General features: G+C 71.6%; 12 protein-coding genes. 3 read left to right on the top strand and 9 right to left on the bottom strand.

From position 1 onward, the window contains the following. Nucleotide 1 precedes the first annotated feature (1 nt). The 3 genes from AWQ70_RS28835 to AWQ70_RS28825 all read right to left on the bottom strand — a co-directional run bounded on the left by AWQ70_RS28835 (nucleotide 2) and on the right by AWQ70_RS28825 (nucleotide 3,756). On the bottom strand, nucleotides 2–1,219 hold the full coding sequence (locus AWQ70_RS28835) for an acetyl-CoA C-acetyltransferase (RefSeq protein WP_067182727.1): 1,218 nt from the start codon (nucleotides 1,217–1,219) through the stop codon (nucleotides 2–4). Nucleotides 1,220–1,372: 153 nt separating this feature from the next. Next, on the bottom strand, nucleotides 1,373–2,731 hold the full coding sequence (locus AWQ70_RS28830; protein WP_067182724.1) for an outer membrane protein assembly factor BamB family protein: 1,359 nt from the start codon (nucleotides 2,729–2,731) through the stop codon (nucleotides 1,373–1,375). 47 nt (nucleotides 2,732–2,778) lie between these two features. Continuing rightward, complete coding sequence (locus AWQ70_RS28825; RefSeq protein WP_245647191.1) at nucleotides 2,779–3,756, bottom strand: SGNH/GDSL hydrolase family protein; 978 nt, start codon at nucleotides 3,754–3,756, stop codon at nucleotides 2,779–2,781. A 121-nt stretch (nucleotides 3,757–3,877) separates the two neighbouring features. On the opposite strand from AWQ70_RS28825, the gene AWQ70_RS28820 reads away from it, so the two are divergent. Further along, the gene (locus tag AWQ70_RS28820) at nucleotides 3,878–5,248 is read left to right on the top strand and encodes a cystathionine beta-synthase (protein ID WP_067182721.1); all 1,371 of its coding nucleotides are present in this window, start codon (nucleotides 3,878–3,880) and stop codon (nucleotides 5,246–5,248) included. 38 nt (nucleotides 5,249–5,286) lie between these two features. Further along, a complete protein-coding gene (locus AWQ70_RS28815) occupies nucleotides 5,287–6,426 on the top strand; it encodes a cystathionine gamma-synthase (RefSeq protein ID WP_067182718.1) in 1,140 nt (379 codons plus the stop codon). 4 nt (nucleotides 6,427–6,430) lie between these two features. On the opposite strand, the gene AWQ70_RS28810 is transcribed toward AWQ70_RS28815, so the two are convergent. The 4 genes from AWQ70_RS28810 to AWQ70_RS28795 all read right to left on the bottom strand — a co-directional run bounded on the left by AWQ70_RS28810 (nucleotide 6,431) and on the right by AWQ70_RS28795 (nucleotide 11,465). After that, a complete protein-coding gene (locus AWQ70_RS28810) occupies nucleotides 6,431–6,868 on the bottom strand; it encodes a hypothetical protein (RefSeq protein ID WP_067182715.1) in 438 nt (145 codons plus the stop codon). Nucleotides 6,869–6,997: 129 nt separating this feature from the next. After that, entirely contained in the window at nucleotides 6,998–8,968 is a 1,971-nt protein-coding gene (locus AWQ70_RS28805; protein WP_067182712.1) for a vWA domain-containing protein, read from the bottom strand. Nucleotides 8,969–9,025: 57 nt separating this feature from the next. Beyond that, complete coding sequence (locus tag AWQ70_RS28800) at nucleotides 9,026–9,880, bottom strand: hypothetical protein (protein WP_067182709.1); 855 nt, start codon at nucleotides 9,878–9,880, stop codon at nucleotides 9,026–9,028. A gap of 175 nt (nucleotides 9,881–10,055) precedes the next feature. Beyond that, nucleotides 10,056–11,465, bottom strand: coding sequence for a sigma 54-interacting transcriptional regulator (locus AWQ70_RS28795; protein ID WP_157530544.1), 1,410 nt, complete (start codon nucleotides 11,463–11,465; stop codon nucleotides 10,056–10,058). Nucleotides 11,466–11,637: 172 nt separating this feature from the next. Here AWQ70_RS28795 and AWQ70_RS28790 point away from each other — a divergent pair, with 172 nt between their 5' ends. After that, nucleotides 11,638–12,810 carry an FIST signal transduction protein gene (locus AWQ70_RS28790; RefSeq protein WP_067182706.1) on the top strand — a complete coding sequence of 391 codons (1,173 nt, stop codon included), beginning with the start codon at nucleotides 11,638–11,640 and terminating at the stop codon, nucleotides 12,808–12,810. Nucleotides 12,811–12,823: 13 nt separating this feature from the next. Here AWQ70_RS28790 and AWQ70_RS28785 read toward each other — a convergent pair whose 3' ends face one another. Together AWQ70_RS28785 and AWQ70_RS41570 are read right to left on the bottom strand one after the other, a co-directional pair. Next, nucleotides 12,824–13,165 carry a DoxX family protein gene (locus AWQ70_RS28785; RefSeq protein WP_067182703.1) on the bottom strand — a complete coding sequence of 114 codons (342 nt, stop codon included), beginning with the start codon at nucleotides 13,163–13,165 and terminating at the stop codon, nucleotides 12,824–12,826. A gap of 36 nt (nucleotides 13,166–13,201) precedes the next feature. Further along, complete coding sequence (locus tag AWQ70_RS41570) at nucleotides 13,202–13,528, bottom strand: FAD-binding protein (RefSeq protein ID WP_245647190.1); 327 nt, start codon at nucleotides 13,526–13,528, stop codon at nucleotides 13,202–13,204. Between the last annotated feature and the right edge of the window lie 255 nt (nucleotides 13,529–13,783).

The raw sequence follows: 13,783 nt of genomic DNA, 5'->3' as shown, positions 1-13,783 counted from the left end.
GCTAGCTCAGCCGCTCGACGATCATGGCCATGCCCTGGCCGCCGCCGACGCACATGGTCTCCAGCCCGATCGTCTTGTCGTGGAACCGGAGACCGTTGAGCAGCGTGGAGGTGATGCGGGCGCCGGTCATGCCGAAGGGGTGGCCGACCGCGATCGCGCCGCCGTTCACGTTGAGCCGGTCGATGTCGATGCCGAGCTCGCGGTAGGACGGGATGACCTGGGCGGCGAACGCCTCGTTGATCTCGACGAGGTCGACGTCGTCGATGGACATCCCGGCCCGGGCGAGCGCCTGCCGGGACGCCTCGACCGGGCCGAGGCCCATGATCTCGGGCGACAGGCCGGTCACGCCGGTGGAGACGATCCGCGCGAGAGGCGTGATCCCGAGGGACGCGGCCTTGGTGTCGCTCATGATGACGACCGCGGCGGCGCCGTCGTTCAGCGGGCAGCAGTTGCCCGCGGTGACGGTGCCGTCGGGGCGGAAGACCGGCTTGAGCTGCGAGACCGCCTCGTACGTGGTGCCCGGGCGCGGCCCGTCGTCCTTGCTGACCACGGTGCCGTCCGGCAGGGTCACCGGGGTGATGTCCTTCTCCCAGAAGCCGTTGGCGAGGGCCTTCTCGGCGAGGTTCTGCGAGCGGACGCCGAACTCGTCCTGCTCCTGGCGCGAGACGCCCTTGAGGCCGGCGACGTTCTCCGCGGTCTGGCCCATCGCGATGTAGATGTCCGGCAGGGCCCCGTCCTCGCGGGGGTCGTGCCAGGCCTGCCCGCCCTCGGCCAGCTTGGCCGTACGGGCGGCCGCGTCCTGGAAGAGGGGGTTCTGGGTGTCGGGCAGGCTGTCGGAGTTGCCCTTGGCGAACCGGGACACGCACTCGACGCCGGCGGAGATGAACACGTCGCCCTCGCCGGCCCTGATCGCGTGCATCGCCATCCGCGTGGTCTGCAGGGACGAGGAGCAGTAGCGGGTCACCGTGGTGCCCGGCACGCCGTCCAGCCCGAGCAGCGTCGAGACCACGCGTGCCATGTTGAACCCCTGCTCGCCGCCCGGAAGCCCGCAGCCGAGCATCAGGTCGTCGATGTCGTTCGGATCGAGCTGGGGCACCTTGGCCAGTGCGGCGCGGGTCATCTGGGCGGTGAGGTCGTCGGGACGGATGTCCTTCAGCGATCCCTTGAAAGCGCGTCCGATCGGCGAGCGGGCCGTCGCGACGATGACTGCCTCGGGCATGGGGCTCTCCTGCCTGCGTCGCGTCGGACGAATCACGCCCTGCTGCGCTACGGGCAGCATTCGTCCGACGCTCCCTAGTCCTTTTCTGCGGAGGTTACCCCGGGGTAGAGCGGACGCCATCCCCGGGGGGCCACAAAACAGAACTTTCTACGGTCAGCCGTACATGCCGGGCGACGTGGCGGTCCCGTCCTTGATCGCGTGCAGCGCGCCTTTCTCGTCCCGCCAGATCCGCCAGCCGCCCTGGCTGCCGGTGAACCACGCGGGCGGGGCGTCTGTGGAGGTGACCCGCTTGCCGGTGGCCAGGTCGAACTCGCACAGCGCCGCGATCGAGTAGAAGCCGGGGGAGACGCCGGTGAGCTTCAGCGGCTGCGGGTCCGTCACGCAGAACGACCACCCCTTGGCGCCCTTCACCTCGGCCTGCTGGCCGCTGATCAGGTCGAAGGCCGTGCCGGAGGCGCTGTGCTTGAGGAAGTCGAGCCGGTCCATCTTCTGGGGAAAGGCGAGCCACCAGCCGGAGCCGGGCACCTGCGCCGCCGTGATCTGCCCGACCACCCGCCCGGACCCGCCGTCCAGCCGGGCGAAGCCGCCGTACTGGCCCTGCTCGTCGACGGGACGGACGACGGGGGCGAGCGCCGGGTTGCCGCTGGGGTAGACGCGCACGACGGACGGCCGCATCCATTCGAGGACGCCGTCGGCGAGCCGGAGCGAGAACAGCCCGAACGCCGAGGTCTTCTTGGTGCGCGCGTCGGTGTACGGAGCGACGTAGCCGACCAGGTTGGTGGCGGTGGAGCCGAAGGCCCAGCCGCCGGACATGTCGACCCCGGCACCGAGCGCCTGCTCGATCGGCAGTTGCCACAGCGTCTTGCCGGTCTTCAGGTCGTGCGCCTCGAGCACCGGGTGGGAGGCGAGCCGCAGCAGCACGACCCGCGTCGGGTCCGACCACTCCACCTCGGCGATGCCGGGGAGCCGCCAGATCGTCTTGCCGGTCAGCGCGTCCAGCACGACGAGCCTGGCCGTGCTCAGCGCGGTGTGCTCCGACAGGCAGATGTACGGCCCGCAACGCTGGGGTCCGAAGGTCGAGTGGACCGGCCGGGTCCACTTCTGGCGGCCGGTGTGGGCGTCCCTGGTGACCAGGGTGGCGTTCCACTGGCCCTGCTTGACGGGGTCGATCGCGGCGACGACGGCCTGGCCGCTCCCGGCGTCGACGACCGCGGGGGGCTGGACGCCCATGCCGGGCAGGCGGCCGGTCATCGTCGCGGGGGCCGACCAGAGCTTCCTTCCCGTCGCCTCGTCGAGAGTGACGGTCTCCAGGGTGCCGTCGGCCTTCATCGAGGTGGTCGCGGCGACGCCCGCGCCGTTGGTGGTGCGGCTGACCGCGTTCACCTCGGTGTTCTGCCAGGTGGGGTACTTCTTCGCGGCGGCGTCGCTTTGGGAGCAGCCGGCCAGGGCCCCGCTGGTCAGCAGGGCGGCGGAGGCGAGTGTGAGGGTGACTTTCGCGTGGGGCCGGGTCATATCACTCCTACTGGGGGTGACGGCCGGGTCGCGAAAGGTGACCGGCCTCAGGCGCTCTTGGATACCGGCCCGGGACGCCGGCGGAGCAGTGCCGCCCACCGTCCCTGGGGGCCGACCGCCCGGCCGGCGACCCGGGTCGCGCTGACCTCGGTGCCGGGTTCTTCCACGGCCATTGCCGCCAACAGGTATTGCGAACCTTCGACGCGCTGGGGCTCGGGCTCGGGCCACAATCCCAACGCGGCGCATACAGACGGTAGCACTGTGTACGCGGCCTGTAGGTAACCTCTGGCAGATGGGTGATAACGATCAGGGCCGAACATCTCGGCAGGGTTCGTGTCGAACTCGGGTCCGAGCAGGTCGGCGAAGGCGACCGTGCGGCCGCCCGCCTCGACCACGGCCACGGTCTGGGCGGCGGCGAGCTGGCGGGACCACCGCCGTGTGACCCAGCGCAGAGGCTGCGGGATCGGCCGGATCGTGCCCAGGTCGGGGCAGGTCCCCACCACGACCTCCGCCCCGGCCTCGCGCAGCCGGCGCACCGCCTTCTGCAGGTGCCGTACGGCGTGGGCGGGAAGGGTGGCGGTGGTGACGTCGTTGGCGCCGATGAAGATGACCGCGACGTCGGGCTCGGCGGCGAGCGCGCGGTCGACCTGGGGGCCCAGGTCGGCGGAGGCGGCGCCCGACTCGCCGACGACGGTGAGCCGCACCGGGCGTTCGGCCACCTCCGCGAGGCCGTTGGCGAGGTTGACCGCCGGGGTGTTCGCGGGAAGCGTCAGGCCGAGCCCGACGGAGGTCGAGTCCCCCAGCATGACCATCCGGATCGGCTCACCCTCGAAGTCGCCGTAGACTCCGTCGGAGTCGGGGCCGTCCATGCCGTGCGGGTTGCCCACGATGCGGCGGGCGATCAACGCCTCCGCCATGAGCAGGCCGTACGTCGCGACACCCAGTGCGGTGATGCCCCCGCCGCCCATCGCGGCCGCTGTGGCGATCCGGCGCGCGGCGCGCGCGGCTCCCGGCGTCCAGATCACCTGCTCTCCCCGTTGTGACGGTACCTTTTGGTAGAGAAACTAGCCCAGTTCCGGCCACCCCCTCGGGATGACGGCTGCAGGCAGGCTGACAAAGCTTCGGTAAACCAAGGCGGTCTTCGCGGTGCGCGTACATGATTCCCTGATCGAGCTCATAGGTGACACGCCGCTCGTACGGCTGCGCAAGGTGACGGCGGGACTGCCCGCCCAGGTGCTCGCCAAAGTGGAATATTTCAACCCCGGCGGCTCGGTGAAGGACCGGATCGCGCTGCGGATGGTCGAGGCCGCGGAAAGGAGCGGCGCGCTGAAGCCCGGCGGCACGATCGTCGAGCCGACCTCCGGCAACACCGGCGTCGGCCTGGCCATCGTGGCGCAGGAGAAGGGCTACAAGTGCCTCTTCGTCTGCCCGGACAAGGTCGCCCAGGACAAGATCGCCGTGCTTCGGGCGTACGGCGCCGAGGTCGTGGTCTGCCCGACGGCCGTCTCGCCCGAGCACCCGGACTCCTACTATTCGGTGTCCGACCGGCTGGCGCGGGAGACGCCGAACGCCTGGAAGCCCGACCAGTACTCCAACCCGGACAACCCGGCCAGCCACTACCACTCGACCGGCCCGGAGATCTGGGAGCAGACCGAGGGGCGGATCACCCACTTCGTCGCCGGCGTCGGCACGGGCGGCACGATCAGCGGCACCGGCCGCTACCTCAAGGAGGTCTCCGGCGGCCGGGTCAAGGTCATCGGAGCCGACCCCGAGGGCTCCGTCTACTCCGGCGGCACCGGGCGGCCGTACCTGGTCGAGGGCGTGGGCGAGGACATCTGGCCCGCCGCGTACGACACGACGATCTGCGACCAGGTGATCGCGGTCTCGGACAAGGACTCCTTCGGGATGACCCGCCGCCTCGCCCGTGAGGAGGCGCTGCTGGTCGGCGGCTCCTGCGGCATGGCCGTGGTGGCCGCGCTGAAGGTCGCGCGCGAGGCCGGGCCGGACGACGTCGTGGTCGTGCTGCTGCCGGACGGCGGCCGCGGCTACCTGTCCAAGATCTTCAACGACGAGTGGATGGCCGACTACGGCTTCCTCACCACGTCGAGCGAGGAGGGCCTGGTCGGCGACGTGCTGGGCCGCAAGAGCGCGGGCCTGCCCGAGTTCGTGCACGTCCACCCGCACGAGTCGGTCGGCACGGCCATCTCGATCATGCGGGAGTACAGCGTCTCGCAGCTTCCGGTGATGAAGGAGGAGCCGCCGGTCATGGCGGCCGAGGTGGTCGGCTCGATCATCGAGCGCGACCTGCTCGAGGGCCTCTACCGGGGGAAGGTCGCCGCCGAGGACCCGCTGGGCGACCACATGTCCGCGCCGCTGCCGATGATCGGCTTCGGCGAGCCGGTCTCGCGCGCGGTCGAGGCGCTGGAGAAGGCGGACGCGGCCGTGGTCCTCGACGACGGCAAGCCGGTCGGCCTGCTCACCCGCCAGGACCTGCTCGCGTTCCTCGCGTCGAACTGACGCCGGAACGAAATCACTTGGGGAAGGTTGCGTTCGCCATGAACGAAGGTTTCGAGACGCTGGCCATTCACGCGGGCCAGGAGGCCGATCCGCACACGGGCGCGGTCGTTCCTCCCATCTACGCGGTGTCCACGTACAAGCAGGACGGCGTGGGCGGGCTCCGCGCGGGCTACGAGTACAGCCGGTCGGCCAACCCGACCAGGACCGCGCTCGAGGAGTGCCTCGCCGCCGTCGAGGGAGGCGCGCGCGGGCTGGCGTTCGCCTCCGGGCTCGCCGCCGAGGACACCCTGCTGCGTACGGTGTGCGCCCCCGGCGACCACGTGCTGATCCCGGACGACGCGTACGGCGGCACGTTCCGGCTGTTCGCCAAGGTGCTGGAGCGGTGGGGCGTGTCCTACGACCCGGTGCCGCTCGGCGACGTGGACGCGGTCCGCGCGGCGGTGCGCCCCGAGACGAAGGTGATCTGGGTCGAGACGCCCACCAACCCGCTGCTCGGCATCGCCGACATAGCGGCGCTGGCGTCGGTCGCGCACGACGCGGGCGCGCTGCTGGCGGTGGACAACACGTTCGCCTCGCCGTACCTGCAGCAGCCGATCGCGCTCGGCGCGGACGTGGTGGTCCACTCGACGACGAAGTACGTCGGGGGGCACTCGGACGTCGTCGGCGGCGCGCTGGTGGCGGCGTCGGCGGAGCTGGGCGAGCGGCTCGCCTACCACCAGAACGCCATGGGCGCGGTGGCCGGGCCCTTCGACGCGTGGCTGACGCTGCGCGGGCTCAAGACGCTCGCCGTACGGATGGAGCGGCACTGCGACAACGCCGAGCGGGTGGTCGAGTTGCTGGCGTCCCATCCGAAGGTGACCCAGGTGCTCTATCCGGGGCTGCCCGAGCACCCGGGGCACGAGGTCGCGGCCAAGCAGATGCGGCGTTACGGCGGGATGGTGTCGTTCCGGGTGGCCGGGGGCGAGCAGGCCGCGGTGGACGTCTGCGACCGGACGCGGCTGTTCACGCTCGGCGAGTCGCTCGGCGGCGTCGAGTCGCTGATCGAGCATCCGGGACGGATGACCCACGCGTCGGCGGCCGGGTCGCCGCTTGAGGTGCCCGGCGACCTCGTCCGCCTGTCGGTCGGCATCGAGACGGTCGACGACCTGCTCGCCGACCTGTCCCAGGCGCTCGGCTGACGGGTCAGGACGTCGGGTCGAAGAAGACCATCAGGAACAGGATCACCAGCCAGATCACGGCGGCGATGCCACCCATGGCGGCGATCCTGCCGATCTGGACCCTGGCGTCGTCCTCCGTGCTCTCACTGGAGAGAGCACGGATGGCGGCGCCTTCGTCGCGTTCGATGAAGACCATGAGCGCGAGGGCGACGACGAACAGCGTCATCGACGCCGAGAGGTACGGCGCGCCGAGCTTGCCGCCGCCGAGGACCAGCCCGGTGGCGAAGACGCCCAGGGTCAGCACCCCGAAGATCCGGGTCGCCCGCTGGAGATAGCGCAGGACGGCGACGTCCCGCGTGCGGATGTAGCGCGGGACGGCGCTGGTCACCGCGGTCAGCGGACCGATGGCGAAGATCGCGAAGCCGATGTGGAGCCACAGCACCACCTTGCCGAGAAGCGACATGCGCCTGAGGTTATCCCCTCATTGATCCCACGGGAGAACTGCCGCGCTCGCCGGTGGATTGCACCCCGGGCGCTCGCCGGTATCGCCCCGATCATCGTCTGACTTGCCGGCGTCGCGCGCCCGGCGGCGCTAACGGGCGCGGCGGCTGCGCAGGAAGTCGCTCACGACGTACTCGCCGAGGCGTTCGGCGCTGGGGGAGAAGACCCGGCCCCCGTTGCGCCGGGCGAGCTCGTCGACGAAGTCGCGCAGCCGCTCGTCGGCGGCCAGCATGAACACGTTGATGGTCGCCCGCCGCCGGGTCATCTTGTCCACCTCGGCGAGGGTGAGTTCGAGGGTCTCCGGCGACGGCGGCCAGTCGAAGCGCGGGACGCCGTTGCGCATCAGGTGGGCCGTGGGCTCGCCGTCGGTGACGACCAGCACGACCGGTTCGAAGTCGGGGTGCCGGTCCAGGTGGCGTCCGGCGATCAGCAGGGCGTGGTGCAGGTTCGTGCCCTGGACCATGTCCCACTCCAGCCCGGCCAGCTCGTCGGCCCGCAGCACCCGCGCGTAGTTCGAGAACCCGATGATCTGTACGGCGTCCTGCGGGAACTTCGAGGTCACCAGCGCCTGGAGCGCCAGCGCGGTCTGCTTGGCCGCCGCCCAGGTGCCCCGCAGGGCCATCGAGTACGACAGGTCCACCAGCAGGCAGACCGCCGCCGCCGACCTGCGCTCGGTCTCCACGATCTCGAAGTCGTCCACCGAGAGGGAGATCGGCGTTCCGCCGCCGCGCCGTACGGCGTTGACGATCGTGCGGACGACGTCGATCGGCTGCTCGTCGCCGAACCGCCAGGGCCGGGTGGAGCCGGTCAGCTCGCCCGCCGCTCCGGCGTCGCGCTGGTCGTGGTCGCCGCGGCGGCTGGACTCAAGGGAGGAGAAGGCGCGGCGGAGCGCGGTCTCGCCGAGCCGGCGTACGGCCTTGGGGGTGAGTTCGAGCTTGCCGCGGTGGCGGCGGAGGTATCCCTGGGACTCCAGCTCGCGCTCGATGCGCTGGAGCGCCTCCAGGTCGTCCACCGCGGACCGGCCGAGCGCGCGGCGTACGGCCTCCTCGTCGATGTCGTCGAGCCGGGCTCCTGGGTAGTCCTGCCGGAGGGAGGACTCCAGCTCGCCGAGGTCGGCGAGCTCCTCCAGGGCCGTGACGGCGTCGCCCATGCCGGTCGGGTCCTCGCCGGAGAGCCGTTCGGGCGTCTCCCACGCGAGGTCGGGCCGCCGGGCGTACAGGCTCTCGCCGAGGCGGCGCATCTGCTCGGCCAGCCCGGCCTGCTCCAGGGTCTGCTCGATCAGCCCGGCCAGCTCGGCCCGCTGTTCGGGGGTCAGCGACGCCAGCAGCCGCTGCGCCGCCGCGGCCCGGCGGGCGAGCTGGTCGACGAGTTCTTCGAGGTTGCGCGGGTTCTCCGGGAACATGTCCCCGTATTTCCGCATGAAGTCGGCGAAGTCGTCGGGGGTGTGCGCGCCGCGGGCGTCCCGTTCGAGCATCTCGTCGAGGTCCGCCATCATCTGGCGGACCCGCTCCATGGCGGCGGGGTCGGGGTTCGCGAGGGCGTCCCGCATGCCGCGGAACCGGCTGTCGAGGACCTCCCTGCGCAGCAGGTCGCGCAGCTCCTCGAACGTGCGCCGCGCCTGCTCCGAGCGCCAGTCGTAGGAGGCCAGCTCGCGGATCGCGCGCGACGTGTCGGAGGGCAGCGCGTCGAGGAGCGACTCGCGGAACCGCGCGTCGTCCGACGGGCCGGGTTCACCGGGACGCCCGTCCGCCTCCCGCCGCAGCTCGGCCCGCTCCTGCCCGATCGCCTTGTCCAGCAGGGCGCGGGCCTCTTCCAGCGTCCCGTCGAGCCGGGTGCCCGACCGCAGCTCCCGGCGGCGCCGCCGTACCTGCCGGAGCAGGTCGTCCAGGCCGCGCCGGTCCGGGGCGCCGGGCAGGCCGCGTCTCAGCAGGTCGCGCAGCGCGTCCAGGGGCGTGGCCCCGGACAGGACGGCGTCGCCCATCTCGTCGAGGGCGGCGCGCACGTCGTACGGCGGAGCCAGTGGATCGGGCCCGTCGTGATACTCCCCGTACAGGTAAGCCACGTCACAACGCTACCCGCAACGCGGGCCGGGGCTCCGGCCTTCCGGGCGAGGAGGGCGTCACCCGCAGATATCGCCCTGGCAGGGGAAGACCTCGCGGATCTCCATGAGCTCCCGGCTCGCCGTCAGGTACTCCACCTTCACCTGCATGGGCTTGATGGCGCGGAGCGCGCGGGTGAGGTCGGCGGCGGTGCAGGGCCGCGTGCCGAGGCCGTTCCGGTCGGCGCTGGTGGGTTGCTGCGAGTTGTCCTTGCAGGACCGCCCGGTGCGGTAGAAGACGACCTTCCCGTTGTACGGCAGCGTGATCGGGGCGCCCGCCTTCTTGCCGAAGGCGTAGCCCATGGTCGGGACCCGCCGCACCTTGTACGGCGTGAACGTGACCACGCCCCGCCCTCCCAGGGAGGCCGTCCCGAACGCGGCGACCGGGTCGTCCGGCGGGTAGAGGAACTCGCGGGCCCGGGTGGCGGCGCCGGTGGACGGGTCGTACGTCACCATGACCGGTACGGGGCCGAGTCCGAGCGTGAACTCCAGGTCCTCGTCCGTGCAGCGCGTGGTGCCGAGGCCCTTGGCGTCGACCGCGACGGCGCCCTCGGTCTCCTTGAGGTCGCAGGCGGTGGTGACCCGGCGGTAGTCGACGGACGCGTCGAACGTCACCCGGACCTCCTTGGCGGAGGCGATCGGCGTGAGCCGGTACCGCTTGCCCTTGCGCGTCGCCTTGCGCGGGCTGACGATCATCGCGCCCGCGCCGTCGGGGCGGGCGAAGCCGTACACGGTGCGCGTCTGCGCGGCGCGGGCGGCGTCCGTCCCGCTCGTCGCCCGCTGCGCGGTCGCGCCCTGGGCCGCCTGGGCGCCCCCGGCGAGGGCGACCGTGACCAGGGCGGCGACGCTGAGCGGGACGCGACCTCTGATGATCATGATGGGTACCTCTGTCACGTAGCGATCGATGCGCTGGTTGAGATGTCCCCATCGCCGGAAAGGTTGTCCGGAGAAGGTCACGATCCGGTCATCGGGACGCGTCCGAGGAGGCCCCGGCCTTCGGAAGGAGCCTTCGGAGGGAGCCTTCGGAGGGAGCCTTCGGAGGGAGAGGAGGTCACGTCCGGTAGACGCTGCCTCCCGCCAGCTCGTCCTTGGAGAGGCGGCGCATGAGATAGAGCCCTTCGAGGGTGAACTCCAGGGCCGCCGCCGCGTGACCGGGCGACTCGTCGCCCTCGCCCATGCCCAGGCTCGACATGATCCGGGCCAGGCCGTCCACCCGGCCGACGCGGCGCAGCAGCTCGGTCGCCGGCACCAGCTCGCCGGACTCCACCCGGGCGCCCTCGGAGAACCGCGCGAGCAGCGCGGACAGGTCGGCCCCGCCCAGCGCGCCGCGGAACGTCTCGGCGGTCGCCCGGCGCAGGAGGTGGGCGAGGACCTCGACCTCACGCCCCTCCTCGCTCACCTCGAACTCGACCTTGCCGCGCAGCGTGTGGACGACGCCGGGCAGGTCGCACACCCGGGCCACGGCCCGCTCCTCGCCGGCCAGCGCGGCCCGCCGTACGGCGGAGGCGGCGGCGGTCTCGGCGGCGGCGATCGAGAACCGCGCGGAGACGCCGGAGCGGCCGTCCACGGCGGTGGACTCGCGTACCAGCCGGGTGAACCGGGCGATGACCTCGACGAGGTGGTCGGGAAGGTCGGCGCCGAGCTCGCGCAGCGCGGCCTCCTGCCGGATGAGGACCAGCTCGTCGGCGACGGTGCGCGGATAGTGCGTGCGGATCTCCGCGCCGAACCGGTCCTTGAGCGGTGTGATGATGCGGCCGCGGTTGGTGTAGTCCTCGGGGTTGGCGCTGGCGATCAGCAGGATGTCGAGGGGCAGGCGCAGGTTGTACCCGCGGACCTGGATGTCGCGCTCCTCCAGCACGTTGAGCAGCGAGACCTGGATGCGTTCGGCGAGGTCGGGCAGCTCGTTGACCGAGAAGACGCCCCGGTTGGTGCGCGGCACCAGGCCGTAGTGGACGGTCTCGGGGTCGCCGAGCGTGCGGCCCTCGGCGATCTTGATCGGGTCCACGTCGCCGATGAGGTCGCCCACGGAGGTGTCCGGCGTGGCGAGCTTCTCGCTGTAGCGGTCGTCGCGGTGCCGCCAGGCCACCGGCAGGTCGTCGCCCCGCGCGGCGGCCAGCCGTACGCACCGGACGCAGACCGGGGCGTACGGGTGGTCGTTGATCTCGCAGCCCTCGACGACGGGCGTCCACTGGTCGAGCAGGCCGGCGACGGTGCGGATCAGCCGGGTCTTGCCCTGCCCGCGCTCACCCAGGAGCACCAGGTCGTGGCCCGCGATCAGCGCGCGCTCCAGGTGCGGGAGCACGGAGTCGTCGAAACCGACGATGCCGGGGAACCGGGGCTCTCCCGAGCGCAGCCGGCCGAGGAGGTTCTCGCGGATCTCGGCCTTCACGGTCCGATGGACGTGTCCACTCTCGCGCAGCTCGCGCAGAGTGCTCAGAGCGGGTGCGGGCGATTTGTGCACGCAGTCGAGACTACGTCCAGGCCGGGAGATCCGGCACCTCGATACGCATTGTGATCTTGACTATTGCGTGACGGCTATTGTGCGTCGTTCCCCTATTAGTGGGGAGAATCGGGCAAGAGGGCAATTCGGGACACATCAGTGGCCCAGCAGGTCGACAGGAGGAGGCGAGACGATGGCGGTTTTGACAAGCCGATTCGCCGATGGTCTCGCCGTGGGCACGGATCTCGTGGAGACGGCCGAGGCCGCCATCCGGCAGGCCCTCGCCGGGCTGTCCGGACGGCCCGACCTGGTGTGCTTCTTCATCTGCGGGGACGATGCCGACGACGTCACGCGCGCCGGGCAGCGCGCCATGTCCATGGTGTCCCCCGACGCGCACGTGATCGGGTGCAGCGCCACCGGCGTGATCGGGGACGCGCAGGGAGTGGAGCTCCGGCCGTCGGTCAGCGCCTGGGCCGCCACGCTCGGCGACGCCGAGGTGACGACCTTCGCGCTTGAGACGCTCCGCACCGAGGATCGTTTCGTGGTCATCGGCCTGCCGGAACGCGGGCCGGAGGACAGGGTCGCCATCCTGCTCGCCGACCCGTACACGTTCCCGACGGACGCGTTCGTGGAGCACTCCTCCGAGGTGCTCGGCAACCTGCCGATCATCGGCGGCCTCGCCAACGCGCTCGCCGGCCGCGACTCGGTACGGCTCTTCGCGGACGGCGAGACGTACACGGAGGGCGCCATCGGCGTCGTCCTCGGCGGGGCGCTGAAGGTGAGCACCGTGGTGAGCCAGGGCTGCCGCCCGATCGGACCGACGATGGTCGTCACCCGCGCCGAGGACAACCTGCTGCTCGAACTGGCCGGCCAGCCCGCGCTCGCCCGCCTGGAGGACATCGTGAGCGGGCTCGGCGAGGCGGACCGTGAGCTCGTCGCGTCCGGGCTGCAGATCGGCCTCGCCATGGACGAGTACGCCGAACGCCACGAACGCGGAGACTTCCTCATCAGGGGCGTGCTCGGCATCGACCCCGAGCGGGAGGCCGTCGCCATCGGGGACGTGGTGGACATCGGCCGGACCGTCCGCTTCCAGGTCAGGGACGCCGAGACCGCCGACGAGGACCTCTACCACCTGCTCGACGAGCACGTGAACGCGGGCGGCCGGGTGGACGGGGCTCTGCTGTTCTCCTGCAACGGCCGGGGATCTGCCATGTTCGGCTCGGCCGACCACGACGCCCTCGCGGTACGGGACACGCTCGGGCCCATCGGCGTGGCCGGATTCTTCGCCGCAGGAGAGCTGGGCCCGGTCGCCGGGCAGAACCACGTCCACGGCTTCACCGCATCGATCCTGGTCTTCTCCTCCTAGCCGCACCCGGCCGCTACGCGCCGAGCGCCATGGCGACGGCGACCGGTGCCAGGTACAGCAGTGGGAAGGGGACGTGCTTGTAGGAACGGGCGCGGAGCACGGTGATGACGGCGCCGGCGAAATAGATCACCAGGCCGATGCCGGCGGCGAGGCCGATCGGCGGGACGGCCAGGCCGACGACCAGGCCGGCGGCTCCCGCGGCCTTGGCGACGCCCAGCCAGGGCCAGGCGGCCTGGGGTACGCCGTACTCGGCCAGCGGCCCCACCACCCACTTGGCGCGGATGAAGACCGAAAGGGCCGAGAAACCGACCCACGCCGCGGCCAGGATCGTGACTACTACGTAAGCGGTCGACATTGGAGATTCTCCTGTCATCTGTGGTGAATCGGGCTGTCAGCCCAGAACGGGGAAGTTGGCGCGGAACACCCGGTGCGGGTCGCGTGCTTTCTTGATCTCCCGGAGCCTGGGGACCTCGAAGGCGCGCACCGAGTCGGCGGCCCAGCCATACCCGCGGCTGAACCAGGACAGTCCGCCGTCGGTCAGGAAGCCGGCCACGCTGACCGCGGGGGAGCTCCCCGCGAGCCCGGTCAGGCCGTGCTTCGCCGCCCGGGTCAGCAGCGGCCGCCACCGCGTGCCCGCGCCCACCCGGGCGACCCGTCGAGCGGGGTCCACCTCGATGTGGTCCAGGCGGCCGGTGCGCAGCAGGACCGCTCCCGCCACGTCCCCGGAGGGCCGTACGGCTGGGCGGAGATCGTCAAGCCGGCGGTGCGGGCGTACCGCACGAGCGTCACCACGTCGTCGGCGTCGTCCGCCTCGACGACCGCGACCACCGGCTGGCGCACCCCGGTCGTCCAGGGTTTGGCAGCCTCGGCGAAACCGGTGTCCCCGGGAAGGTACACCGGGCCGGAGATGGCACACCGCAAGTCCATGATCTTCGCTTTCCCTTGCCTGCCCACCGGTGAGGTGAGCTGGGAC

It is taken from the genome of Microtetraspora niveoalba, from assembly GCF_001570405.1.
Lineage (GTDB): Bacteria > Actinomycetota > Actinomycetes > Streptosporangiales > Streptosporangiaceae > Microtetraspora > Microtetraspora niveoalba.
The sequence above is the reverse complement of the archived record's forward strand: the minus strand, read 5'-3'. Positions and strand labels throughout refer to the sequence as shown.

Bases quoted from the DNA above. Each gene is read 5' to 3' on its own strand.
- AWQ70_RS28835 (WP_067182727.1), bottom strand. From the start codon at position 1,219: ATGCCCGAGGCAGTCATCGTCGCGACGGCCCGCTCGCCGATCGGACGC.
- AWQ70_RS28830 (WP_067182724.1), bottom strand. From the start codon at position 2,731: ATGACCCGGCCCCACGCGAAAGTCACCCTCACACTCGCCTCCGCCGCC.
- AWQ70_RS28815 (WP_067182718.1), top strand. From the start codon at position 5,287: ATGAACGAAGGTTTCGAGACGCTGGCCATTCACGCGGGCCAGGAGGCC.
- AWQ70_RS28810 (WP_067182715.1), bottom strand. From the start codon at position 6,868: ATGTCGCTTCTCGGCAAGGTGGTGCTGTGGCTCCACATCGGCTTCGCG.
- AWQ70_RS28800 (WP_067182709.1), bottom strand. From the start codon at position 9,880: ATGATCATCAGAGGTCGCGTCCCGCTCAGCGTCGCCGCCCTGGTCACG.
- AWQ70_RS28790 (WP_067182706.1), top strand. From the start codon at position 11,638: ATGGCGGTTTTGACAAGCCGATTCGCCGATGGTCTCGCCGTGGGCACG.
- AWQ70_RS28785 (WP_067182703.1), bottom strand. From the start codon at position 13,165: ATGTCGACCGCTTACGTAGTAGTCACGATCCTGGCCGCGGCGTGGGTC.